Source organism: Nocardia vaccinii NBRC 15922 (assembly GCF_001613305.1).
Taxonomy (GTDB): Bacteria; Actinomycetota; Actinomycetes; order Mycobacteriales; family Mycobacteriaceae; genus Nocardia; species Nocardia vaccinii.
Genome location: NZ_BDCC01000043.1, coordinates 1 through 22,211 on the forward strand (window position 1 = coordinate 1; position 22,211 = coordinate 22,211).

Here is a 22,211-nt window from a genome sequence, read left to right on the forward strand (position 1 = left end):
GGCTGGAGTACTAAGGGGACTCGAACCCCTGACCCCCACAAAGAGGCTCATGAGACTCGTCGATCCGGCGAGGCGTCGACGTTCGGCACCGACCCCAACGACCGACCCTGCGACGGCAACGCAGACGGGCACACCAGCAGGCTGCAATCCAGGCGAATTACGTTCAGCTACAACGGAAATACAGGGTGCAGTGAGAAACTGCCCCCATCGCACGGCCCCCGTTCGAACCACCCCGAAACTACCGTCACAACGAACACTCGACCCTCGATGACCGGTCGTCAGAATGTCGAGTCGAGGTAGCCCACGCAGCCTGCTGACTGGCTACGCCCAAGACGGCGCACGAAACCTCAGCAGACGGCTGACCAGGGAAAAGCTAAACAACCGACGATGCGCCTCCGGCTCCGCGAGCATCTCTCCCCCGGCAGACACCCCGACACCGACGTCACATAGACGACGAAAGCGCGGGGTAACCGCGGGGCTTGCCCCGAGTCTGCGCCCACGTAGCGCCGCCAAACGATACGCAACCTGCACAGCGGGTCAGCCCGAACGCTCGCTCTATGCCGATTATCGAGTGTTCGCGAACGATCGGCAGGATCTGCGATGATTGACAGTGACAGGCTGACACTGCCTATTCCCATCATTCCTTGTGGATCCTGACGTTGTTACCACCACCGGACGCCGGTGCGGTGGTGGCGAGCGTCGGCGTCGAAGAACTCCATGGTCGGGTATTCGAGGCCCAGTTGCTCGAAGAACGCCCGCCGTACGGCTTCATGACGGACGAATGGCTCATAAAGTATGACGAGCGGAGTCTGGCCTACCTTGGCAAGCTGGCAGTATGCGAAGTCGAGCGCATCGGCGATGCGCCGCCGTGCCTGGCGGCTGAAAATGACATGCTTACGTGCACGTTGTGACCGTACCGTGTGGTCCTTGTCTCGGATGATCAATACCGGTTGCACCGTATAGCCCGCCGAGGCCATGGAGCCGATGATCCTTGGACAGTCAGGCCAGCCATCGCCGTGCGGCAGGCTCTGGCGGAACACGATCGTGTTCGGACGGCCCGTGAAGTCGAGGTCATCCATCCGTTGCTCATGGCCGCCGTCCCCGAAACAGCCCGCAGCCACGAACGCCTGCGCCAACATGCGTGTCCCGCTGCTCTCCGGACCCAGGAGGAGATAGGCGGTCTTCATGCCCGACACTCTGCGAGATCCAGACTCGTGATGAAAGCACGCAGGTGCCGGTCGACCTCTTCGGGTTTCTTGATCGAACTCAGATGTCCCGCGTCGGGAATGATTACGAGCTGTGCACCCGAAATACTCGCGGCGACATCGGTTTTGTGCCGAAGAGGGATGAACCGATCACCATCTCCCGCAACCACCAACACGGGAGTGGTCCCGAGTGTGGCCAACCCCGCGCTGTGGTCGCACAGCGCGGTGTCGGTGATCAATGCCAGCAGACTCATGGTTCGCAATGACGTGACGAGCCGGCGCGCGCGGTCGATGTGCGCGAGCCGCATACGCGGACCGGTACCTGTCTGGCTGCTCGAGTCGTATGCCGAGTGTCGTCGCTCGCTGGTATTGGTGAGCATCCGGCGCAGCGGGGGTACCACCCGCCAGAGCGCCCGGACCAACACGCGGGTCACGAAACCGGGCAGCCGCAACGCGATTTCACCCCATCGTGATGGGACGGTGTCCAACAATGCGACGCCCACGATGCGGGTGCCGAACAGCTCCGGCCGATGCGCAGCCAAGGCACATACGGCCATACCTCCCAACGAATGCGCGATCAAGACGACCGGTCGATCGGGCACGACCGAGTCGATGATCGCGGCGATGTCGAGGCCGAGTTGGCCGACGGTAGCGCTCTCGACCGGAGATTCGTCGGAACGGCCGTGACCGCGATGGTCGAATAGGACGATCGTGCCCAGATCCGCAAGTGTCTTGCGCTGCCGACTCCAGTAGACAAGCGCAGTGTTGATCCCGCTGACGAAGATGATGACTCGCCTGGCGTCGCGATCGCCATCGAGCTCGACATGCAGTCCGGTGCCGTCGTCGGCGAGCACCCGAGTTTCGTTCACGCCGCCACCTTTGCCTCAGTGCCGCAAGAACACTGATCATTATAATGCATCTTCGCTATGATTCAGGCTCGGCGCACAGTGGGTGCGTTGGGTCCAGTCGAGGGGTTGACGCGTGATCGTGCACCTTACTGATGTCTTCACTCCCCGCGTCGGCGGCATCGAGGTTCAGATCGAGCGGCTGGCGCGCGCCCAAACAGCTGCGGGCGAGGAAGTCCATGTGATCACTGTGACCAGCGGGACCGAGGACGACATGGCAATGCCGTACAGGGTGCATCGCATCACCCGGGCTGGGCACCTGCGTTCGTTGCTGCTGCGCCTACGACCGCAGGTGGCGCATGTGCATCTGAGCGTCTATTCACCGTTCGCGTTGCGCTCCGCGAGACAGCTAGGGCTGCTCCGGATTCCGACCGTGATGACGGTGCACAGTATGTGGGACGCGCCCGTGCGGGCGGCCTATCGCCTGATCGGAAGGGCCGGTGACTGGCGACGTCGGTTCGTACTGACCGCGGTGAGCACAGTGGTCGCCGACCAGGTCGCCCGCGCGTTGCCCGGGACCGCGACGGTTGTTGTTCCCAATGGCATCTCACCGGCATTGCAGCAGAACACCTCTCGCCTATCGGGAGAACTGCATGTCGTCTCTGTCGGCCGGTTGGTGACCCGGCGGCAACCGTTGATCCTGCTGAAAGTTCTTCGAATGGCGCGGCAACGGCTCGATGGTGAGGTCTCGGTGCAGGCCACCGTTGTCGGCGCCGGTCCACGCACGGACGCGATGCGGCGGTACCTGTATCGGCATGGCATGACGGGGTGGGTGCAGTTGGTCGGGGTACAGGATCAGCGCACCATCCGTGACATCTTGGCTACCGCGGATGTCTACCTGAACGTGACCAGTCGCGAGGCATTCGGGCTGGCCACATTGGAAGCGCGCACCGCGGGGCTGCCGGTAGTCGCCCGATCCGGTACGGGAGTGGCCGATTTCGTCGAGCACGGGCGCGAGGGGTTGTTGGGCGACACGGCAGCCGAGCTGGTGACGGCCTTGGTGCGGCTCGCGCGCGATATGCCGCTGCACCACCGGATGACCTCGCACAACCGCACGGTGGCACCATCGGAACACAGTTGGCCGGTCGTGCTGGATCAGCTTCACCATTGCTATGACGAGGCGGAACGTCGAGCGCGCATGTCCCGCGCGAAGGCGGCGGGGAAGGCCGCCTGATGATTTCGCCCGTGCATGTGGCCCGGATCTCTTGGAGCAACGTCGATCACCTGCGCAACCGGTTCAGTAACGCCACCCTTGCCAGCCTGACTCGCGACGTGACCCGGGCGGCCCGACTACTGCGGACCGATCCAGCTCCGCGGATGGTGCCCGCGCGTGCCGAACGCGTCGTCGTGACACTGTCGACCGTGCCGCGACGACGCAGGCACCTGCGCCCGGTCCTGCGCAGCCTTCTGGACCAGACCGTCCCCGCTGATCGGCTGCTGCTGGCCTGGCCGCGGCATTCGCTCAGGTCGGGGGTTGCCTACCCCGACCCGCCGTCGCTGCCCGCCGAGGTGGACATTGTGCAATGCGAGGACGAAGGTCCGGCGACGAAGTTGCTGCCCGCGCTGCGGGCGGAGCCGAACGCGGTGCTCGTGGTCGTCGACGACGACGCGATCTACCCGCAGACCTTCCTCGAGGACCTGCTCGCCGCCCATCGCCAGGATCCGGCCGCAGCGCTGGGATTGCGCGGCCAGTATGTCCGATTCGGGTGTGACCCAAGGTATCTCGGGCATGTTTACGGGACGGCGGTGCTCGAGCACGTCCCGGTCGACGTGTTGATGGGCATGTGGGGATATCTGATTCCGCCCGGATCGCTGGACGAGGCTGTGCATGATTTCGAAGGTTGGCCCGACGAGGTGCGGTGGCAGGATGATGTGTGGATCTCCGCGCATCTGGCACGGCGGCGAGTGTCGCGGCTCGTGGTACCCGTGAGCGGCACGCCACTCGAATCCACTGGGGCGTTCGTGGGAGCGTTGCATCACACGGTGAATCGCTCCGGCCACAACGAGGCGGTAGCGTTCGAGACGTTCAAGACGTGGTGGTGACGATCGGCAGCACCACTGCGCTCGGTCTTTGCGGGTCGTGGAAAACCTCCTGCTCCACGCCCTCGCGGTGGCGGGCAAAGCGCGGCACCGCAGATATGCACTCGGAGTCGATGACCTGCCGCGAATTGGTCGGCTATCGGCGAATTGGTCGGCTATCGGCCGGCGCGGTCAACCCGCCGGTGAAGATCGTGTCAGCGATCGACGATGCCGCCACATGCACTGACATCGCGCGTAATTCGGTCACGTCGGCCGCATAGCCCAGCGTGCGAACCCCATCGCGCTCACGCCGGGCAATGCGACGGGCCTGCGGAACCAGGGTTGCCTGCGCAGCCATGCCACCCGTGACCAGGCTGTCCTCGCGCTCTGTGCTCAACAGCAGCACCTCGTCGAGACGGAGGTCAAACATCGCGCCGCACAAACCATTCCGTGCCGAGTACCCGTCGGAACACCGGCTGCGGCAACCGCAGCAGAGCGGCCAAAGTGCGCACTCCGTCACCGCCAACTGCCTGGCTGGCGTGCGCGACCATGCTCGCCCGCTTGCTTGCTGCGTAGCTGCGTACGTTCACCCGGTGGGTGATCGCGCTGCCGGGCGAGTAGCCGCCGGCGAGCCGGTCCGGCGTCAGCCCGGTCGGTGTCAGGCGAAACAGGGCGGCGATCCGGACCGCCCGCAGCAGCACGTCACGGTCAACGGTGGCTTCCAGCAGTACCCGGGTGCCCGCGATCCGCGCCGCGAGCGAACCCACGTGATGCAGATGAACATGGTCGGGATGCCCATAACCCCCCGCCGGGTCGTAGGACGTGACCACCTCGGCGCGCTCCTCGACCAGCAGTGCGGCGATCCGCTCCGCAGCCTGTTCGACTGGCGTAGTGGAGAACGAGTCCGGTGCGGCACCATCCGATCCGGAATCGCCGTAGCCGAGGAATTCCACCCGCGCGCAGCCGAGGGCGGCCGCCGAGTCCATCGTTTCCCGCCTCCGTCGCGCGCCGAGTTCGGTCCCGGCAGGCGAATCCGCGAGTCCCGCTTCACCGTCTGTGGCGACCACCAGAATGACCCGATGGCCCTCGGCGGCCAAGCGGGCCATCGTGCCCGCGGTCAACAAGGACTCGTCGTCTGGATGGGCGTGTAGGAACACACAGGTCGAGCTCACGAGACCTGCCCGCGGCGCGTAGCGTTCTCATCGGCGTCCCGCGCCGCGGCCTCCTCGGGGCTGGGTGCCGTGCCGCCGAGATGCTCAGGCTGCCACCACTTCTCGGTACCAGAGCACGGGTACTCGCGTTGTGCGCAGTCCAGCAATGCCTGCATAGTCACGCGCATCTGCTCGGTGACCTCCTCGGGATCGTCGTGGGATCTCGGGCGCAATGGTTCGCCGATGAGAACAGTAATGGGCAGCAGTGGCTGGATCAGCTCGCGCCGGCCCTTGGTCCACAACCGGTGCGTTCCCCACACCGCCACAGGGATCAATGGCACGCCAGCAGCGCCTGCCAGTCGGGCTGCGCCGGTCCGCAACGGCTGGACGGTGAACGATTGGGCAATAGTGGCCTCGGCGAACACGCCGACCACCTCGCCGGACTTCAGTGCGTCCGTGGCTGCGTCATATGCCGTGGCTCCGCTCGCAGACCGGATCGGAATCTGTCGCAGGCCCCGCATCATCGGCCCGCAAACCCGGTGGTCGAACAACTCCTGCAACGCCAGGAACCGCACCCGGCGCCCAGCTGCGCCCAAGGCGACCGCGAACGGGTCGAGGTAGGACACATGATTGGCGACGATCACCGCGCCGCCCGTTGAGGGGATGTTCACGTCGCCACGGATTCCGATCCGCAGCCCCAGCGCGCGAGACGCCACCCTGACGGCAAGAAATACTGCAGGATAGATGACATCACCCATGCCGTGACCTAACCGTCCGCCGCTCGATACCGAAGCGGGCGCCCGACTCATACACCGTCTCTCCACTCTTATATCCGGTCTTGTATCCGGCGATGAGTTCCTGGACCTGACCGGTACCGAGTTGGCGGGCTCGGCCGGGTCGGGGTCGATCGGCCAGCTGTGGAACGGATGTGGTCGGGTCGGGAAGCTTCCGACGCAGAGCCTCCCAAGTCCGCATCAGGACGTCACGGGTCCACGAACAGCAACCGACAAGAACAACCACGAACCCGCAGGTCACGCCAGTTCGCCAGATGACTACAGAGCCGACAGCATCATCACTCAGCCGGACCACAGTTTCCCTTACCATTCCCCGACCGAGACAACCCGATGCCCGAATACCTCCAAGGAGCCGGAGGACTCGGAGGGCCAGCCCGCATACATCTGGCTGGCTGTACACGCATGGTACGAGGGCGCCCTGAGCGCTCTCGCTAACCCGCCCGAACCCCACGACAGGCCGGTAGGACCTACGTCGACCAGCGCCTGCACCCGGATAAAAACGACATACGAACCCGAAAACGTGGGGTTTCCGTGGGACTGGGCCAAATAAAACAAGTCAGGCCAGGTTAAAAACCGGCCTGACCTGTGATTTCTGTGGAGCTAAGGGGACTCGAACCCCTGACCCCCACGAAGAGGTTCATGAGACTAATCGGTCCGGCGAGGTACCGGACCTTCGGCATCGCCACCGACGATCATCTCCGCGACGGCGTCGGGCGTGGCCGGACCAACCGGTCACAAGCCCAACGAATCATGTTCGGCGACAACGGAAGTGCGGCGTAAGGCGAGGAACTCCCGTCAGGACCGATCTGCACGGCTTCCTCACTGGGCGACCCCCAAAAGACCCGCGCATCGGATACTCAACCCCAATGACCGATCGTCAGAACGTCAAATCACCTGACGGCAACGCAGCACCTCTGGCCACTGAGACCCCAACGGTCCGCGATGCCTGGCCTAGACGCTCGAGCAGGGAAAACGGAGACACGGCCGACGACGTTTCTTCCGGTCCGCGAGCAGCCCGCACTCGGTCGCACCCCGACGCCTGCACCAGTTCGACGACGAAAGCGCGGGGTAACCGTGCGGCCAGCTCAAGTCCGCACCCACACCCGCACCTCGCGCATGCGTTGCTCACGCACGGCCCACCCACACCACGACCACGACCACGACCACAGCGCGGCTGCTACGGCTACCGGACCCATCGCAAGCAGGACCTCGACGAAGATCCAGCCAAGCCGGTCACGGCAGACACGGCACGCTCCCCCGGTGCCCGGAATTTCAGCGGCGTCTCCAGGAAGGAGATGGCCAGCACCATCCCGAGCCAGCAGAAACCAGCCGCGACGGCCACAGCCCATGCGGGGGTCATCTCCCCACCCCCGCCGGTGCCGGGTCGGTCGTGTCACTCGTACTGGTGGTGGCCAGGTGGGCCAGGCACAGATCCGGTGCGGCGAACGGTTCAAGCCCGGTGACGGTGACCGGCGCGGTCCGGGCTTCCAGTACGCCCTGCATCAGGCCCAGATGCAGGGGGCACACGACCGAGGCGCGGATTTCGGCCAAGTCGAGGAACGGGCAGTGCCGCAACCGGATCCGCGGCCGGTCACCCTCGGCTTCGGGTTCGGGGTCGAAGCCGGCCTCGTCGAGTACCCGCACCAGATCGCCGATGGCCTGCTCGGCGGACGGGGGCCCCGCGTCGAGGTCGCGGGCGGCGCGGCGGCCCCAGGCCCGCCCGGCGTCGGTCGCACGCGCGGCCGAGTCGGGTTCGATGGCCAGGTGGGCGGTGAGTATCTCGGCCAGAAGCCGGTAGTTGCGTGGCCCGGCCGGATCCATTCCTCGGTGGGCGCGGAACATCTGTGGCGGGCGTCCCGGGACGGTGCGGGTGACCTCGACCCGCTCGGCCTGCCCGGCCTCGACCAGTGCCTCGAGGTGGAACCGCACTGTGTTCGGATGTACGCGCAGTCGCGTGGCGAGCTCGGCGATGCTCACCGCCGTGGGCGAGGCCCGCAACATCGCGAGCACCTCGCCGCGGCGCCCTCGCTCCGTCCCGGTCGTCGACGGGTTGCCCGATGCAGTGGCGGGCGTCATGGCTGGTTGCTCCGTTTCGGTAGGCCGGTCACCAACGGGGTGTCCACGCTCAGGGGTCCGAGCTTGCGCGCGCCGCCCGGGGAGCCGAGGGGTTCGTCGCGGCCGGGCAGGGTGTCGGTGAAGAAGGCGGCGTTGTCGGCGCGGTAGGGCTCAAGGGCGGCGGGCAGATCGTCCTCGTAGTAGATCGCCTCCACCGGGCACACCGGCTCGCATGCACCGCAGTCGACGCACTCGTCGGGATGGATGTAGAGGGAGCGCCCACCCTCGTAGATGCAGTCCACCGGGCACTCCTCCACGCAGGCCCGATCCATCACATCCACACACGGCTCGCCGATCACATACGCCATACCTCTATTTATACAGGGAAATCTTGGATAAACTAAGCGTCGCCGACAGAACCAACCGCCATCCCGGTACGGAAGGGTAGGAATTTCGCGGTCCGATCGGTTCAGGATGGAATCCTCGGCATCGGATGCTCGATATCGGGCTGCTTGTCGGGAGGGCAGCAAGTCATGATCGGCGCACCTGCGGCCGGCATGCCGCCGGATCCGTCGGCATTGGACTTGGCCGAAAAGCGCCGGCGTAGGTGGAGTCCGGTGCCGAACTCGACTTCGCACCGGTCGGGACAGGAAGGAGTGGCCATGCCCGTACGCATCGAGATCGAGCCGGTCGTGGAACACGAATACCGCGTCCACGTCGACGACCACGGCGATTCGGCGCTCTCGGAGTTCGTCGTGCACCCGGATGTACTGGCTGAGTGGGGATTTCGGTCGCTGGACGAAGGCGAGGTCGTGCTGTGCACCGCGGAGTTCCTGGCTGAGCGGCAACCCGTGATCGACTTTCCGCCACTGGTGTATCTCGATGAGGTCGCCGCGGCCTACGACACCTACCTCGAGGAATTACGCGGCCGGCTCACCGCGACCCACCCCCGCGGCACGGCGCCGGCCGAACCTGCCGAGGGCCACCACAGCCCGGGCTCACCGGTCGAATGTGACGTTCGAGACCTGGGGGAAGCGGACAAACTGCGCGCGATCTTCGCCCACCTCGATTCACTGCCGGTGGCCCGAGAGCTCGTTCTGGTCAACAATCGACCGGTCGGGCATCTGAGGGAGGCGTTAGACGCCGAGTACGCCGGCAGCTACAGCTGGCAACCACTCGAGCCGCGCCCCCGCGCGGCGCGGTGCGCATCACCAAGCTCGCCTCCGCTGCGGTACCACGCCTGCTTGCACACACCACCGACGGATACGCCGCCACCGCGGAGGGCCAGTGGGTGCTACCGGAAATGCGGCACCATGATCTGGACGCCGAGATCATCACACTGCGACCCGGCACCGGCACCAGCGCCCATCCCGGACCGGCAGTGGATGCGCTGGCGCACATCCTGTCCGGAACAGGCGTGCTGACCACCGAACTGGGCACCCTCGACCTCGGCGCGGGCGCACTGGTGTGGTTGCCGAAACTGGCATCCAGAGGGTTCGCTGCAGGACCGGACGGCCTGAGATACCTGCTGGTGGCCCCGCATCGGAACTCTCCGGTCCCCGAGTCGGACGGGCCGTGGTGAGCCCCGGCGGAGCGGGCAGCCGGACGGGCTATTTCGACACGGTCAGCAACACCGCGCTGTCTTCGAGGGCCTCGAGACTGTGCCGTGCCTGCGGCACCACCAGCAGATCGCCGGGGCGGCCCTCCCATGCCGCCTGCTCAGACTGCAGCCGTACCCGGCCGTGCAGCACCATCACCGTTGCCTCGCCCGGATTTTCGTGTTCAGCCAGTGTCGCGCCCGCCGCCAGCGCGACCACCGTTTGCCGTAGCCGGTGCTCGTGCCCGCCGTACACCGCCGTCGCGCTGCGCCGCGCCGCCACCGACACGGCCCGCTGCAGCTGTTCCCGGACGATCGCATCCAGGGAGAACTTCTCCATTGCCTGTTCCTCTCCCGTCACCTGGTCCTCTGTTCCACAGGGAGACAGCCTGTGTCCGATCCGGTTGTCCGCACTCTCTCAGGCGCGAGTGTCGAACCGGCTCGATGATCTCAGCCCGCAGCCGTTCACCGGCGGCAGTCTCGGGCAGCTGATCAGAGACCGGCACGTCGATGGGCTGATCAGTAGTCCGACGATCCTCGCCGAGGCGGTTACCGGCAGTGACATCTTCGCCGAGCAGATCCACCGACTCGCACTAGTGTCGTGGTCCCGAAATTTTCGCTGTATTTGAGTATGGTTACTGTATGTCGGTTTCGGGGCGTGCTGGTGTGGAGTTCGAGTTGACCAGTGCTGAGCGGGAAAGGCTTGTTGCGTGGTCGGTTTCGGGGTCGGAGCGGGAGGCTGTGCGAGCTCGGATCGTGCTCGCGTGCGCCGAGCCGGGGGTGGTGTACGAGCGACTGGCCGCCGACCTCGGCGTGTCGGCGATGACGGTGGGCAAGTGGCGCAAGCGGTTCGCCGAGTCGAGGTTGGACGGGCTGCGCGATGCGCGTCGGTCGGGTCGTCCGACCGTCGGGCTGGTGTTGACCGGCGATGAGGCCGAGCAGCTGAGGCGCTGGTCGCGGCGGGCGAAGACCTCGCAGGCTTTGGCGTTGCGGGCTCGGATCGTGCTGGCTTGTGCTGCGGGCGCGTCGAACAAGCAGGTTGCGAACGATCTTCGAGTGATGGAAAGCACCGTGGCCCGGTGGCGGGGAAGGTTCGCCGAGCGACGGCTCGAGGGTCTGATCGATGAGCCTCGCAGGGGGCGGCCACCCTCGATCCTGCTCGATCAGGTCGAGGACGTGGTGGTCACCACACTGGAACAGATGCCGCCGAACGCGACGCACTGGTCACGGACATCGATGGCCAAGCGAACCGGCTTGTCACGCACCACGATCGGCCGCATCTGGGGCAAGTTCGATTTGAAACCCCATCTGGTCGACGGGTTCAAACTGTCCAACGATCCGCAGTTCGTGGACAAGGTCGTCGATGTCGTGGGCCTTTACCACAACCCGCCGGAACGGGCCGTGGTCCTGTGCGTCGACGAGAAGTCCGGGATGCAGGCCCTCGACAGGTCCCAGCCGGTGCTGCCGATGATGCCCGGTATGCCCGAACGCCGTAGTCACGACTATGTCCGCCACGGGGTGAGTGACTTGTTCGCCGCATTCAACATCGCCGACGGCACCGTGATCTCCCAGCTCTACCCACAGCACCGAGCGGCCGAGTTCAAGAAATTTCTGGTTGCGATCGACAAAGCCGTGCCAGCCAGCTTGGACGTGCACGTGGTGTGTGACAACCTGGCCACCCACAACGCTCCGCCTGTCAACACCTGGCTCGCCAAACACCCGCGCTTCCACATGCATTTCACCCCGACTGGATCCTCCTGGATCAACCAGGTCGAACGCTGGTTCGGGCTTCTCACCGACCAGCTCCTGCGCCGCAGCGTCCACAAAAGCGTTGCGGCACTGGAGAAAGACGTCAAGAGCTGGATCGAGAACTGGAACACCGACCCGAAACCGTTCATCTGGCGCAAAACCGCCGACGAGATCCTCGAATCCCTATCCAAATATATGGCGAAAATTTCGGGACCACGACACTAGGGGGTTGTCGATGAAGGTCGCGATGGTCGAGATCGAGCAAGAGGAGCGGCCGGCGTGTGCACGGCTGGAACCCGGGCATGAGGTGATCTACTGCGACACCCCGCTGACCATCGGCAACGCGGACCGGTTCACCGGCGCCGAGGTGCTCAGTCCGTTCGTCGACTCCCAGCTCGACGTCGGCCTGCTGGCGCGACTGCCGCGGCTGCGGTTGATCGCCACCCGGTCCTCGGGTGTGGACCACATCGATCTCGATTACTGCGCCGCGCACGGGATCACCGTCTGCAACGTGCCCGACTACGGCGATTCCACGGTGGCCGAGCATGTCTTCGCGCTGCTGTTGTGCCTGGCCCGCCATACTGTGGACGCAGCCGATCGCACGCGCCGCGGCGGGTTCTCCCGCTCGGGGCTGCGCGGATTCGAGCTGCAGGGCAAGGTGCTCGGTGTGATCGGGACCGGGCGGATCGGGCGTCGGGTCATCGAGATCGCACACGGTTTCGGGATGACCGTCGTCGCGACCGATATCCGCCCCGACCGTGCGGTGGCACAGCGTTGGAGATTCCGCTACGCCGCACTCGAGGACGTTTTGTCCGTCGCCGATGTCGTGACGCTGCATGTCCCGGCCACCGCCGACACCGTGCATCTGATCTCGGATCGGGAGTTCGCGATGATGAAAACCGGTGTCGTAGTGATCAATACCGCGCGGGGACCCGTCATCGACGTGGCCGCGCTCATCCGGGCTCTGTCGCAGCGGCGGGTGGCCGCGGCGGGTCTCGATGTCCTGCCCGAGGAGCCGGCGGTGCGAGAGGAGGCCGAGATCTTCCATCATCGGATACTCGCCGAGCGGCAGCTGAAAACCCTGGTGGCCGACCATGTCCTACTCGGCTTTCCGAACGTGCTCGTCACCCCGCACATCGCCTACTACACCGGCGAGGCATTGCACCGGATCATCGAAACAACACTGTCCAACATCGAAGCCTTCGCCGGTGGCGAACCCCGCAACGTGGTCGTGTCAGCGCCCGTATCCGGCGCGCGAGACCGGGGGCCGACGACGGACTGATTGTCTGTCCATGATCCGGCGTGGTTCCGGGGCAACATATTCCGGCGACAGCCGGGATGAGGTATCGCGATGCGGCTGCTCCCATTCGGCTCGACGCGCGCCGATTTCGCTCCGGGCCGTGCCGGATCCGTCATGCCGGTGACGGCCGGGTTCGAGGCAGGGCGCGCCACCCGGCGACGAGCATCCCGGCGAATACGACAGCCCACACGGCGAAAACGACCCACGCCTCGTCATCGCCGAGCCGAACCATCCAGTCCATGCCTGTCGCATGACCGAGCCGATGCGCCACACCGTACATGCCGACCGGGAAAGCCATGTTCCACAAGCCGGGTTCGTATCGCAGCGGTTCTCCACGCACCAGATATCGCCACAGGCCCAGCGCCACAAGCATGGGAATCAACCAGGTCCAGAATGACCACAGCACTATCGACACCCCCACGATCACCTCATGCGGTATCGGTGGGTCCGTATCCGACACCGTGAGCAGTTTCGCGCCGGCCAGCAGGGTGATCGCCGCGGCGCCCATGAACACCCAATACGATGGTGTGAGCTCCGCCGAGGTTTCCGGCTCGACCAGCAACCGCGCTAACCCGAGCGCAGCCAACAGCAGATTCAGCATCAGCCCGATCGACCAGCACACAGGTGCGAACACGATCAGACCCGGATTCCGGGTCGACGGCGCGACCCCTGTCGCAGCTACCGCGACCGACTCGGTGCCGACGACCCAGATGAACCAGGTTCCATCGACCTGACGCAGCGTCGGATTCCGGCGCGAATCGGTGATGAGCCCCGGCGGCACCCCGTATGGTGCCGATCCAGTTGAAGAACTTCACCCCGGTCGGCACCGCGATCAGAAACGACATCATAGAGAAGAACGGCAGCAGCACCGCGCCGGTGGCGAACATGTGATGCGCCCACACCGCCGACGACAACGCGGCAATCGAGATGGTCGCGTACACCAATGTGCTGTAGCCGAAGACGGGTTTGCGGCTGAATACCGGCAGGATCTCGGTAATGATTCCGAAGAACGGTATCGCGGCGGGTGACGAACCCCACCGGATCTCACGGTGCAGACCGTCGGAATCACCGCGGTGCGGGGTCGACTCGATCGTTGCGGCATCTCGCTCGCCACCGAGGGTGGGGGATCGGCCGGTCCCACCGGTGTGACGGCCGGGTGCACCACCGCCCATGTGCACCGGCTTAGTTTATACACCATTTCGCTGTATAAATGGAGTTTGGCGTATGTGATCGGCGAGCCGTGCTGGATCGGGCAGACCTTGCGCCGTTGCCGAGCTTCGGCACGGTCGCAGCGACGGTCAGCCGAACCGGGGCTGCGGTGCCGTTGCGCTGCACCTCGATGAGACAGATCGATGGCGCTGGATCGAGGCGGTTCGTCATGGGCGGATGCTGTTCGAGTCCTGGGGCATCGCTGCACTTTTCGTGCCTGCGCTGGGCGGGTGGGTGTTTGGAGGCGGTGGACTCCTGGTCAGAGATCTCAGCCTCTTTACCGCTGCGAATGCGAGCGCGCGCAGGATATCGGCGGTCAGCACGATGCCGTCGCTTTCCAACTTGGTTTGCAGCCGCTGCCCGGAATCTTGGACCGTCTGCGGGCCATGGAGGTGCACCTCGTGGTAAGCGGTCTGCGGGATGCGTGCGAACGAGTCGGTGTCGGGCGTCTGCTCGTTCACGAGTCGATGCTCCGGCTGCCGCTGGCGGCGAGCTTGTCGTGCTTGGCGGCGATGCTCGCGAGCAGGTTGCGCCAGGATGTGTCGAAGGATTCGGCGCCCTCCCTTTGCAGCTGGGCGGCCAGCCCCTGGTGGTCGATGCCGACGCCGGAGTACGCGTCCACAATCTGGGTGGCGTCGGCGCCGTCGGTAGGCATCAGGGCGTCGACGCGACCGTGATCGGCGAACGCGCGGAGAGTCGCCTCGGGCATGGTGTTGATCGTGAACGGGGCGGCCAGCGCGTCGATGTACAGCGTGTCGGGCGCGTCGGGGTTCTTGGTCGAGGTGCTGGCCCACAGCAGACGCTGCGGGCGGGCGCCCTCGTTGGCCAGCCGGGCCCAGCGGCGGGAATCGAGCAGGTCCCGGTAGGCCTGGTAGGCCCGCGTGGCGGCGGCGATGCCGAGGCGGTCACGGAACTCGCTGGGGACCTTGCCGGCCACGGCGGTATCCCAGCGGCTGACGAAGACCGAGCCCACCGACGTCACGGCGGGGTTCAGCCCGGCCTTGACCCGCCGCTCGATGCCCCGCAGGTACGCCTCTGCCGCTGCCAGGTACTGCTCGGCGGAGAACAGCAGCGTCACGTTGATGGGTAGCCCCGCGAAGGTGCATTCCTCGATGGCGGGCAGTCCCTCGGCGGTGCCGGGGATCTTGATGAACACGTTCGGCCGGCCCGCTCTGGTGTGCAGCGCGGCGGCTTGGGCGATGGTGGCTTCCGTGTCGTGAGCCAGCAGCGGGGAGACCTCGAGGGAGACCCACCCGTCCACACCGTCGGTGCGCTGGTGGACCGGCACGAACAGGTCGGCGGCCCGCCGCAGGTCACCGAGCGCGAGTTCGAAGAACACCTCCTCGTCGGTCGCGCCGGCCGCTTTGCGGGCGGCGATGTCGTCGTCGTAGTCGGCGCCGGCCTCGATGGCCTTGTCGAAAATCGTCGGGTTGGAGGTGAGCCCGGTGATCGAGTACTCGTCGATGTAGTGCGCGAGCGTGCCGTCATCGAGCATGCCGCGGGTGATGTTGTCCAGCCACAAGCTCTGGCCCGCCTCGTGCAGTTGCTGGGTGGGTTTCATGGGTGTCTCCCGGTGTGGGTGGGGTCATGGCGCGACCAGCCGGCGTGCGGCGGTGGCGATGTAGATCGCGGAGATGCCGGCGGCGTCGAGCAGTTGCGCGGGTGTGCCGGAGCCGGGCAGTCCCCGCACCGCGAGGTGCGCGACACGCAGCGGCGGCACTTCGGCGCCGGCCAGCGACTGCAGCACGGCGCCGCCGAGCCCGCCCTCGGGGTAGTGGTCCTCGGCCACCACCAGGCGGCTGCCGGTCACCAGGCAGGCGTCCACCAGGGCCTCGTGGTCGATGGGTTTGACCGAGTAGGCGTCGATCACCCGCGCGGGGATGCCTACGGCGGCGAGTTCGTCTGCGGCGGTGAGGCATTCGTGCACGGTGACACCGGCGCCGATCAGGGCGACCTGATCGTCGGGCCCGGCCCGCAGGACCTTCGATCCGCCGACCGGGAACTGCTCGGCGGGCGGGTAGAGCACCGGGTAGGCGCCGCGGGTGGTGCGTAGGTAGACGATGCCTGCGGTGTCGGCCATGGTTGCGACGAGCTTGGTGGTGCAGGTGGCGTCGGCGGGGTAGAGCACGACCGAGCCGTGCACCGCGCGCAGCGCGGCCAGGTCCTCCAACGCCATCTGCGACGGACCGTCCGGACCGATCTCCACCCCGGCATGCGAACCGACCAGGCGGATGTTCACCTGCGAGATGCCGGCCATCCGGATGAAGTCGTAGGCACGGGCAAAGAACACCGCGAAGGTGGCGGCGAACGCGACGTAGCCGCGCACGGCGAGCCCGACCGCGGTCGCCACCAACTGCTGTTCGGCGATGAACATCTCGAAATAGCGGTCTGGACAGACCTTTTGGAAATCGTCGGCGTGGGTGGAGTTGCCGACCTCGCCGTCGAGGACGACGACCTCGGGGCGGACGGCGAGAGCGGCGATGGCGGCGCCGAACGCGACCCGGGTCGCCACCATCTCGCCCAGTTCGTAGGTGGGCAGGGTGATCGGGGCGGCCGGGTCGGCCGTGGTGGCCGATGTCGCGGCGGCTGGAGGATGGGACGTGATGTGCAGGTTGCTGGGGCCGCCGAGTGCGGCGATGGCGCGTTCGGCCATGTCGGGGGGCAGGGCCTTGCCGTGCCACCCGTCGCGGTCTTCGATCTCGGGCACGCCCTTGGCTTTGATGGTGCGGGCCAGCAGCACCGCCGGCTGGTCCCCGCCGGCGCGGGCCTGGGTGAGTGCCCGGTCGATGTCGGCCAGGTCGTGTCCGTCGACGATCAGGGGCCGGCACCCGAACGCCTGGACGCGGGCGGCGTAGCGGTCCAGGTCCCACTCCAGTTCGGTGGGTCCGCGCTGGCCGAGCCGGTTGATGTCGATGATGGCGGTGAGGTTGCCGAGCCGGTAGTAGCCGGCCTTGTCCAGGGCCTCCCACATGGAGCCTTCCGCGGTTTCGCTGTCCCCGCACAGCACCCACACGTGATAGGGCAGCTTGTCCAGGTGCTTCCCTGCCAGACACACCCCGACCGCGTCGGGCAAGCCCTGACCGAGCGAGCCGGTCGCGACGTCCACCCAGGGCAGTATCGGGGTGGGGTGGCCCTGCAGCCGGGAGCCGAGCTGCCGGTAGGTTTTGATCAGCTCGTTCTCGTCCACGACGCCGGCGGCGCGGAACATCGAGTACAACAGCGGGGACGCGTGCCCCTTGGAGAAGATCAGGTGATCGTTGGCCGGCAGGTCGGGGCGGTGCCAGTCGTAATGCAGGTGCCCGACCATCAGCACGGCCATCAGGTCCGCGGCCGACAGCGACGAGGTGGGGTGCCCGGAGCCGGCGGGGGTGCTGCAGCGGATCGAGTCCACCCGCAACTGGGCGGCCAGCTGCTCGGCGAGCTCGATCTGTGCGGCGGTCATCGACGTGGTCATGACCGCGCCACCGGTACCGTGGTCACCTCGGCCAGCGGTACGGCGGGGTCGGCCAGCTTGTCACGATCCACGGGCCGACCGGCACGGACCAGGGCCGCGATCGTGTCGGTGACGTCCCAGACATTGACATTCATCCCTGCCCGCACCCGCCCGTCACGCAGCCAAAACGCAACGTACTCCCCCTTTTTCACATCGCCGCGGAAAACGACCTCGTCGTAGTCGCCATTGGCGACGTAGCCGGAGTACTCCATACCCATCTCGTACTGGTCGGAGTAGAAGTACGGCACGCGATCATAGACCGCGTCACGGCCCAGCATGGTGGCCGCGGCCACCACCGGCTGGTTGAGCGCCGCGGACCAGTGCTCCAGGCGCAGATGCGTCCCCAGGTGCGGATAGTAGGCGTTGGCGACGTCCCCGGCCGCGACCACGTCGGGGTCGCTGGTGGCCAGGCGTTCGTCGACGACGATGCCGTTGTCGACACGCAGGCCGGCCGCCTCGGCCAGTTCGGTGTCGGGAGTGATGCCCACCCCGACCACAACCGCGTCGGCCGCGATGACGCTGCCGTCCCCCAGGCGGACGCCGCTGGCTCGACCACCATCGCCGGTGATCTCGGCGACCGTGACACCCAGGCGCAGGGCGACGCCGTGTGCCCGGTGCAGATCGGCGTAGATCTCGGCGATCTCTCGGCCCAGGACGCGCAGCAACGGCAGCTCGCCCCTCTCGATCACGGTGACCTCGCAGCCGGCCGCGCGCGCCGCCGCGGCGGTTTCCAGCCCGATCCAGCCGGCCCCGATGATCGCCACCCGACCGGCGGTGGCGAACGCCGCCTTGATGGCCTCACACTGCTCGAGCCGCCGCAGGTAGAACACGCCCTCGAACTCGGCGCCGGGCACGCTCAGCCGCCGGGCGACCGACCCGGTGCACAGCAGCAGCTTGTCATAGCCGATCCGCTCGCCATCGGCGACGCTGACATGGTGAGCGGCGAGGTCGAGCCCGGTTGCCCGGGTGTCCAGCCGGAGCGCAACGTCGTGCTCGGCGTACCAGGTTTCGGGGTGGACGTAGATCTTGTCCTTCTCCGACTTGCCCTGCAGATAGTCCTTCGACAGCGGGGGCCGGTTGTAGGGGCGCTCGCTCTCCTCGCAGAGCAGAACGATCCGACCGGGAAAGCCTTGCGTGCGTAGCGATTCGGCCGCTGTGGCGCCGGTCAGGCCGCCGCCCACGATGACGAATGTTTGCTGTTCGGTGCTCATATCTCGCCCCGTCCTTGTTTGTGCGTTCAGATCGTTTGCCGGTAGCCGAAGAACTCGTGGTCCTCGTTGTAGCCGCCGTAGCCGCCGCCGATATCGGAGAAGCGCGCCACGAACTCGATGCCTTGGATCCACTTGACCTGTTTGAAGCCGAGCTGGGACTCGTTGCGCAGCCGCAGCGGCGCGCCGTGGCCGAACGTCAGCGGTTCACCGTTCATGTCGTAGGCGAGCATCGTGAGGTGGTAGCTCATCTGCTCGATCGGGTGCGCGTCGTAGTAGAGGCCGTTGTCGGGGCCCTCGGCGAGCGAGTAGAACACCACCCACTTCGCTTCCGGCCGCGGTTCGACCAGGTCGAGGATGGTTTGCATCGACACCCCGCCCCACTTGGCGATCCCTGACCAGCCCTGGATGCAGAAGTGCTGGGTGATCTGCTCATGGTGTGGCAGCGCTCGCAGCTGGGCCAGGCTCAACTCGACAGGCTCTTCGACCAGGCCGGTGATCCGCAGCCTGTAGTCGGCGAAGCCGCTGTCGAGCAAGGCGGTGTACTCCGCCGAATCGGGATACAGCCCGTTGTGCCAGAAGTAGGGCGAGATGTCCTTTTCCGTGTATTCCCCGGGCGTCGCGTCCAGGTGTTCGAACAGCCGTTGCGCCGGTCCGATCAGCGCGTACCCGACCCGCTGCACCATCCGGGGGTGACGCAGCGTGACCGGGGTCGCCGCCACCCAACCCACGACGACCACCACCATCGACGCGGCGAAGATTGCGAAACCCACCCAATCCGTCGCGTCGCGCCCGGCGTAGATGTGGTTGAGATTGCGCAGCAGACCCGTCATGAACACCAGCGCGACGTGGACGGTGATGAACAACAGGAACCAGACCAGCACCAGGAAATGCAGCGAGCGAGCCAGTTGAATACTGAACAGCTTGCTGATCGGCTTGAACCGGGTCGACAGCGCCGGGGACATGCCCAGCCCGGTCAGGAACGCCAGCGGCGCCGCGATGAAGATCGTGATGAAGTAGGCGATCAACTGCAGGCTGTTGTAGGCGACCCAGCCGTTCTCGACCGGCCACTGCAACGACAGGTACTGGATCAGCATCGACACCGCGTTCGGGAACACCGACCAGCTGGTGGGCACCACACGCCGCCACTGCCCGGTCGTGAACAGCAGCACGTAGAAGACCACACCGTTGAGCAGCCACAGGGTGTTCACGCCCAGATGCCACCAGCGGGCCAGCCCGATCGAATGCCGGATGCCTGGTAACCCGATCTGGCCGGGCAGGCTGATGGAATCCTTCTTCGCCGTCCACAGCGGGTCGACCGGAACCGGGCGCTGGATGCGGAACCAGTCCCGGCCCGGGGTGCTGTGCCGGGTCCAGTACAGCCGCGGATGATCGCTGAGGATCTGCAGCCCGGAGCGGATGACGAAGATCAGCAGGAACAGGTTGAAGAAATGCTGCACTCCAACCCAGATCGGCAGTCCGGGATGCTCGACGGCGCTGGCGGGCGCCACGGTGCCCGGGTTGTCGGCGATGAACTGCTGCACCGAGGTCATGTCCCGCAAGCCCTTTGCCGCGGCGACCGCGACGATCAGGACCACGAATCCGATCGGCAGCAACCACAGCAAGTTGAACCACCTGCTCCGGCCGACCCGCAGTCGCGGGGCGATCCCACTGACTTGTGGTACCGAGCCGGCCCAAGTCGCCGGATCGACGACGTCGGCGCCCGCGCTCAGCCGCGACCGGAACCCAGGTGGCGCATGGCCGTCGCCGTCGGCGCGCTGGTCGGTACGACGTTCGGTCATCAGCGTTCCTCGAGTGGGGAGGCGGTCAGTCGGTCAGCCAGGCCGGTCGTTCCCAATCGCATGATTGACTCCTCACCTTGTCGAATAACCCTGTGGTGTGCCGGCGGGTGTGTCCGGCGAAGCCGCCCTCAGCTGGGGGCCGCCAGCCAGGCCGGCTGCCACCCCGGATGGCCGCGCAGTAGGTCGTCGGCCTCGATCGGTCCCCACGTGCCGCCCTGGTAGGGGCGGATCGGCGTGGGGCGGTCGAGCAGTGGTTGCACGATGCGCCAGGTCTGCTCGACGCTGTCCTCGCGGGCGAACAGGTGGCGGTCGCCGACAATCGCGGCGTGCAGGAGCCGTTCGTAGGGTTCCAGTGGCTCGCCGAGTTCCGTGGTGAACGAGGTGTCCAAGTGCACCGGGCGCCAAGAGTCGCCGTCGCGTGCGGAGATCTGCACGCGCAGGCCCGCGTCGGGGTCGATCCGCAGCACGATCTGGTTCGCTTCGATCTGCATCGGGTTGTGCAGGAAGGTCAGCCGTGGGGTGCGGTGCAGGATCAGCCGGACCTCGGTGACTCGGTCCGGGAGCGCTTTGCCGGCACGCAGAAAGATCGGCACCCCGAACCAGCGCCAGTTGTCGATCTCGAGGCGCAGCGCCACGAACGTCTCGGTGCTCGATTCTTTCACCACCCCGGGCACCTCGGTATACCCGTCGTACTGTCCGCGCACGGCGTGGTTCGGATCCGCCGCCGGCATCGACCGGAACACCTCGGCCTTTTTGTCACGCAACTCATCGGCGCCGGCACCGGCCGGCGGCTCCATCGCGACCAGCGCCAGCACCTGCATCAGGTGGTTCTGCACCACGTCACGCAACGCGCCGACCGAGTCGTAGAACGCGCCACGGTCCTCGACGCCGAAATTCTCGGCCATGGTGATCTGCACGCTGGACACGCTGCGGCGATCCCAGATCTCCGCGAAGGCGAGATTGGCGAAACGCAGGTACTCCAGTTCGATGACCGGTTCCTTGCCCAGGAAGTGGTCTACCCGCAGAATCTGCGCCTCGGCGAGGACCCGGTGCAGCCGGGCGTTCAGCTGCCGGGCGGAGTCCAGGTCGTGCCCGAACGGCTTCTCCACCGCGACCCGCGCGTGTTCGGCCAAGCCGGCCTTGCCGAGGTGCTCCACGATCGGCCCGAACAAGGCCGGCGGAGTCTCCAGGTAGTAGAGCGGGCGCCAGCGAGCGGTGACCCGCTCGGCCAACCGCTCGTACAACGTATCGTCGTCCACGTCACCGTGCAGGTAGGACAGTCGTGCGGCGAGGCGGTCGAACACCGCGTCATCGACCTGTTCCCCGGCACCCGCGATCGCCTCGCGGGCACGTTCCACCAATTGCTCGACCGGGAGGTCGTCCGCGGCGACACCGATGATCGGGCTGTTGAGCAGCCGGCGCCGTTCCAACCGGTACAGCGCGCGAAACGTCATCTTGTGCGCCAGATCCCCGGTGATCCCGAAGATCACCAGCAAATCCGCCACCCCACCATGATTGTCAGAGGTCATCGCTCACCCCGGCGCGGTGTGCAATCTCGGTGCCCTCGGCCAGCCGCCGCTGGTGGTGGTGTAAACGCATAACGTCGTCACCTCGATTCCTGCAAGCACACGGCCGACACAGCGGCCCCGGGTTCAGGGCGCCGGAGATCGTGACGAGATGCCGTGGTCGTGACCCGGCCTGTTCGTTGCCGCACAGAGGATCGT

General features: G+C 66.4%; 21 protein-coding genes and 1 pseudogene. 6 read left to right on the forward strand and 16 right to left on the reverse strand.

What is annotated here, in order from left to right:
• Nucleotides 1-662 precede the first annotated feature (662 nt).
• Nucleotides 663-1,187, reverse strand: coding sequence for a hypothetical protein (locus NV1_RS26085; protein WP_157117370.1), 525 nt, complete (start codon nucleotides 1,185-1,187; stop codon nucleotides 663-665).
• The gene (locus tag NV1_RS26090; protein ID WP_067896694.1) at nucleotides 1,184-2,074 is read right to left on the reverse strand and encodes an alpha/beta fold hydrolase; all 891 of its coding nucleotides are present in this window, start codon (nucleotides 2,072-2,074) and stop codon (nucleotides 1,184-1,186) included. The genes NV1_RS26085 and NV1_RS26090 overlap by 4 nt, the downstream gene beginning before the upstream one ends.
• Nucleotides 2,075-2,186: 112 nt before the next feature.
• Between NV1_RS26090 and NV1_RS26095 the strand changes: the two genes are divergently transcribed.
• Entirely contained in the window at nucleotides 2,187-3,284 is a 1,098-nt protein-coding gene (locus tag NV1_RS26095) for a glycosyltransferase family 4 protein (protein ID WP_067896698.1), read from the forward strand.
• Entirely contained in the window at nucleotides 3,284-4,153 is an 870-nt protein-coding gene (locus tag NV1_RS26100) for a hypothetical protein (protein ID WP_067896702.1), read from the forward strand. Before NV1_RS26095 ends, NV1_RS26100 begins: the two co-directional genes overlap by 1 nt.
• A gap of 133 nt (nucleotides 4,154-4,286) precedes the next feature.
• Here NV1_RS26100 and NV1_RS44640 read toward each other — a convergent pair whose 3' ends face one another.
• The 5 genes from NV1_RS44640 to fdxA all read right to left on the reverse strand — a co-directional run bounded on the left by NV1_RS44640 (nucleotide 4,287) and on the right by fdxA (nucleotide 8,497).
• The gene (locus tag NV1_RS44640; protein WP_169813399.1) at nucleotides 4,287-4,526 is read right to left on the reverse strand and encodes a hypothetical protein; all 240 of its coding nucleotides are present in this window, start codon (nucleotides 4,524-4,526) and stop codon (nucleotides 4,287-4,289) included.
• Between the two features lie 25 nt (nucleotides 4,527-4,551).
• A complete protein-coding gene (locus NV1_RS26110; protein ID WP_218027212.1) occupies nucleotides 4,552-5,301 on the reverse strand; it encodes a PIG-L deacetylase family protein in 750 nt (249 codons plus the stop codon).
• Nucleotides 5,298-6,038 (reverse strand): lysophospholipid acyltransferase family protein, encoded by a 741-nt coding sequence (locus tag NV1_RS26115; protein ID WP_067896708.1) that lies wholly within the window; start codon nucleotides 6,036-6,038, stop codon nucleotides 5,298-5,300. The genes NV1_RS26110 and NV1_RS26115 overlap by 4 nt, the downstream gene beginning before the upstream one ends.
• A 1,392-nt stretch (nucleotides 6,039-7,430) precedes the next feature.
• Nucleotides 7,431-8,150, reverse strand: coding sequence for a helix-turn-helix transcriptional regulator (locus NV1_RS26120; protein ID WP_067896711.1), 720 nt, complete (start codon nucleotides 8,148-8,150; stop codon nucleotides 7,431-7,433).
• Nucleotides 8,147-8,497, reverse strand: coding sequence for a ferredoxin (fdxA, locus tag NV1_RS26125; protein ID WP_067896715.1), 351 nt, complete (start codon nucleotides 8,495-8,497; stop codon nucleotides 8,147-8,149). The genes NV1_RS26120 and fdxA overlap by 4 nt, the downstream gene beginning before the upstream one ends.
• A gap of 294 nt (nucleotides 8,498-8,791) precedes the next feature.
• Here fdxA and NV1_RS42440 point away from each other — a divergent pair, with 294 nt between their 5' ends.
• Nucleotides 8,792-9,553 (forward strand): DUF2249 domain-containing protein, encoded by a 762-nt coding sequence (locus NV1_RS42440; protein ID WP_169813400.1) that lies wholly within the window; start codon nucleotides 8,792-8,794, stop codon nucleotides 9,551-9,553.
• Nucleotides 9,547-9,711 carry a hypothetical protein gene (locus NV1_RS43830; protein WP_157117373.1) on the forward strand — a complete coding sequence of 55 codons (165 nt, stop codon included), beginning with the start codon at nucleotides 9,547-9,549 and terminating at the stop codon, nucleotides 9,709-9,711. Before NV1_RS42440 ends, NV1_RS43830 begins: the two co-directional genes overlap by 7 nt.
• Nucleotides 9,712-9,739: 28 nt before the next feature.
• On the opposite strand, the gene NV1_RS26135 is transcribed toward NV1_RS43830, so the two are convergent.
• Nucleotides 9,740-10,066 (reverse strand): cupin domain-containing protein, encoded by a 327-nt coding sequence (locus tag NV1_RS26135; RefSeq protein WP_067896780.1) that lies wholly within the window; start codon nucleotides 10,064-10,066, stop codon nucleotides 9,740-9,742.
• A 302-nt stretch (nucleotides 10,067-10,368) separates the two neighbouring features.
• Here NV1_RS26135 and NV1_RS26145 point away from each other — a divergent pair, with 302 nt between their 5' ends.
• Both NV1_RS26145 and NV1_RS26150 read left to right on the forward strand, forming a co-directional pair.
• On the forward strand, nucleotides 10,369-11,700 hold the full coding sequence (locus NV1_RS26145) for an IS630 family transposase (RefSeq protein WP_084525784.1): 1,332 nt from the start codon (nucleotides 10,369-10,371) through the stop codon (nucleotides 11,698-11,700).
• 10 nt (nucleotides 11,701-11,710) lie between these two features.
• Nucleotides 11,711-12,757, forward strand: coding sequence for a hydroxyacid dehydrogenase (locus tag NV1_RS26150; RefSeq protein WP_067896724.1), 1,047 nt, complete (start codon nucleotides 11,711-11,713; stop codon nucleotides 12,755-12,757).
• A gap of 130 nt (nucleotides 12,758-12,887) precedes the next feature.
• Here the strand turns inward: NV1_RS26150 and NV1_RS26155 are convergent, their stop codons facing one another.
• The 8 genes and pseudogenes from NV1_RS26155 to NV1_RS26185 all read right to left on the reverse strand — a co-directional run bounded on the left by NV1_RS26155 (nucleotide 12,888) and on the right by NV1_RS26185 (nucleotide 22,016).
• The gene (locus NV1_RS26155; RefSeq protein WP_067896727.1) at nucleotides 12,888-13,556 is read right to left on the reverse strand and encodes a tellurite resistance/C4-dicarboxylate transporter family protein; all 669 of its coding nucleotides are present in this window, start codon (nucleotides 13,554-13,556) and stop codon (nucleotides 12,888-12,890) included.
• A 4-nt stretch (nucleotides 13,557-13,560) separates the two neighbouring features.
• Nucleotides 13,561-13,794, reverse strand: a pseudogene (locus NV1_RS42445) (cbb3-type cytochrome c oxidase subunit I); the annotation flags it as partial.
• A gap of 357 nt (nucleotides 13,795-14,151) precedes the next feature.
• The gene (locus NV1_RS26160; protein WP_067896730.1) at nucleotides 14,152-14,445 is read right to left on the reverse strand and encodes a hypothetical protein; all 294 of its coding nucleotides are present in this window, start codon (nucleotides 14,443-14,445) and stop codon (nucleotides 14,152-14,154) included.
• Nucleotides 14,442-15,545: a transaldolase gene (gene tal / locus NV1_RS26165; protein WP_067896733.1), complete on the reverse strand. Its 1,104-nt coding sequence runs from the start codon at nucleotides 15,543-15,545 to the stop codon at nucleotides 14,442-14,444. The genes NV1_RS26160 and tal overlap by 4 nt, the downstream gene beginning before the upstream one ends.
• A gap of 24 nt (nucleotides 15,546-15,569) precedes the next feature.
• On the reverse strand, nucleotides 15,570-17,438 hold the full coding sequence (locus tag NV1_RS26170) for a transketolase (RefSeq protein WP_067896735.1): 1,869 nt from the start codon (nucleotides 17,436-17,438) through the stop codon (nucleotides 15,570-15,572).
• Nucleotides 17,435-18,688, reverse strand: coding sequence for an NAD(P)/FAD-dependent oxidoreductase (locus NV1_RS26175; protein WP_067896739.1), 1,254 nt, complete (start codon nucleotides 18,686-18,688; stop codon nucleotides 17,435-17,437). The genes NV1_RS26170 and NV1_RS26175 overlap by 4 nt, the downstream gene beginning before the upstream one ends.
• Before the next feature lie 26 nt (nucleotides 18,689-18,714).
• Nucleotides 18,715-20,487 (reverse strand): molybdopterin-dependent oxidoreductase, encoded by a 1,773-nt coding sequence (locus NV1_RS26180; RefSeq protein ID WP_067896742.1) that lies wholly within the window; start codon nucleotides 20,485-20,487, stop codon nucleotides 18,715-18,717.
• A gap of 128 nt (nucleotides 20,488-20,615) precedes the next feature.
• Nucleotides 20,616-22,016: a glucose-6-phosphate dehydrogenase gene (locus NV1_RS26185; RefSeq protein ID WP_067896745.1), complete on the reverse strand. Its 1,401-nt coding sequence runs from the start codon at nucleotides 22,014-22,016 to the stop codon at nucleotides 20,616-20,618.
• Between the last annotated feature and the right edge of the window lie 195 nt (nucleotides 22,017-22,211).

Excerpts from the sequence above, each read along its gene's own strand:
- NV1_RS26085 (WP_157117370.1), bottom strand. The coding sequence starts at position 1,187 with ATGAAGACCGCCTATCTCCTCCTGGGTCCGGAGAGCAGCGGGACACGC.
- NV1_RS26100 (WP_067896702.1), top strand. The coding sequence starts at position 3,284 with ATGATTTCGCCCGTGCATGTGGCCCGGATCTCTTGGAGCAACGTCGAT.
- NV1_RS26115 (WP_067896708.1), bottom strand. The coding sequence starts at position 6,038 with ATGGGTGATGTCATCTATCCTGCAGTATTTCTTGCCGTCAGGGTGGCG.
- NV1_RS26120 (WP_067896711.1), bottom strand. The coding sequence starts at position 8,150 with ATGACGCCCGCCACTGCATCGGGCAACCCGTCGACGACCGGGACGGAG.
- fdxA (WP_067896715.1), bottom strand. The coding sequence starts at position 8,497 with ATGGCGTATGTGATCGGCGAGCCGTGTGTGGATGTGATGGATCGGGCC.
- NV1_RS42440 (WP_169813400.1), top strand. The coding sequence starts at position 8,792 with ATGCCCGTACGCATCGAGATCGAGCCGGTCGTGGAACACGAATACCGC.
- NV1_RS26135 (WP_067896780.1), bottom strand. The coding sequence starts at position 10,066 with ATGGAGAAGTTCTCCCTGGATGCGATCGTCCGGGAACAGCTGCAGCGG.
- NV1_RS26145 (WP_084525784.1), top strand. The coding sequence starts at position 10,369 with ATGTCGGTTTCGGGGCGTGCTGGTGTGGAGTTCGAGTTGACCAGTGCT.
- NV1_RS26150 (WP_067896724.1), top strand. The coding sequence starts at position 11,711 with ATGAAGGTCGCGATGGTCGAGATCGAGCAAGAGGAGCGGCCGGCGTGT.
- tal (WP_067896733.1), bottom strand. The coding sequence starts at position 15,545 with ATGAAACCCACCCAGCAACTGCACGAGGCGGGCCAGAGCTTGTGGCTG.
- NV1_RS26170 (WP_067896735.1), bottom strand. The coding sequence starts at position 17,438 with ATGACCACGTCGATGACCGCCGCACAGATCGAGCTCGCCGAGCAGCTG.
- NV1_RS26175 (WP_067896739.1), bottom strand. The coding sequence starts at position 18,688 with ATGAGCACCGAACAGCAAACATTCGTCATCGTGGGCGGCGGCCTGACC.
- NV1_RS26180 (WP_067896742.1), bottom strand. The coding sequence starts at position 20,487 with ATGACCGAACGTCGTACCGACCAGCGCGCCGACGGCGACGGCCATGCG.
- NV1_RS26185 (WP_067896745.1), bottom strand. The coding sequence starts at position 22,016 with ATGACCTCTGACAATCATGGTGGGGTGGCGGATTTGCTGGTGATCTTC.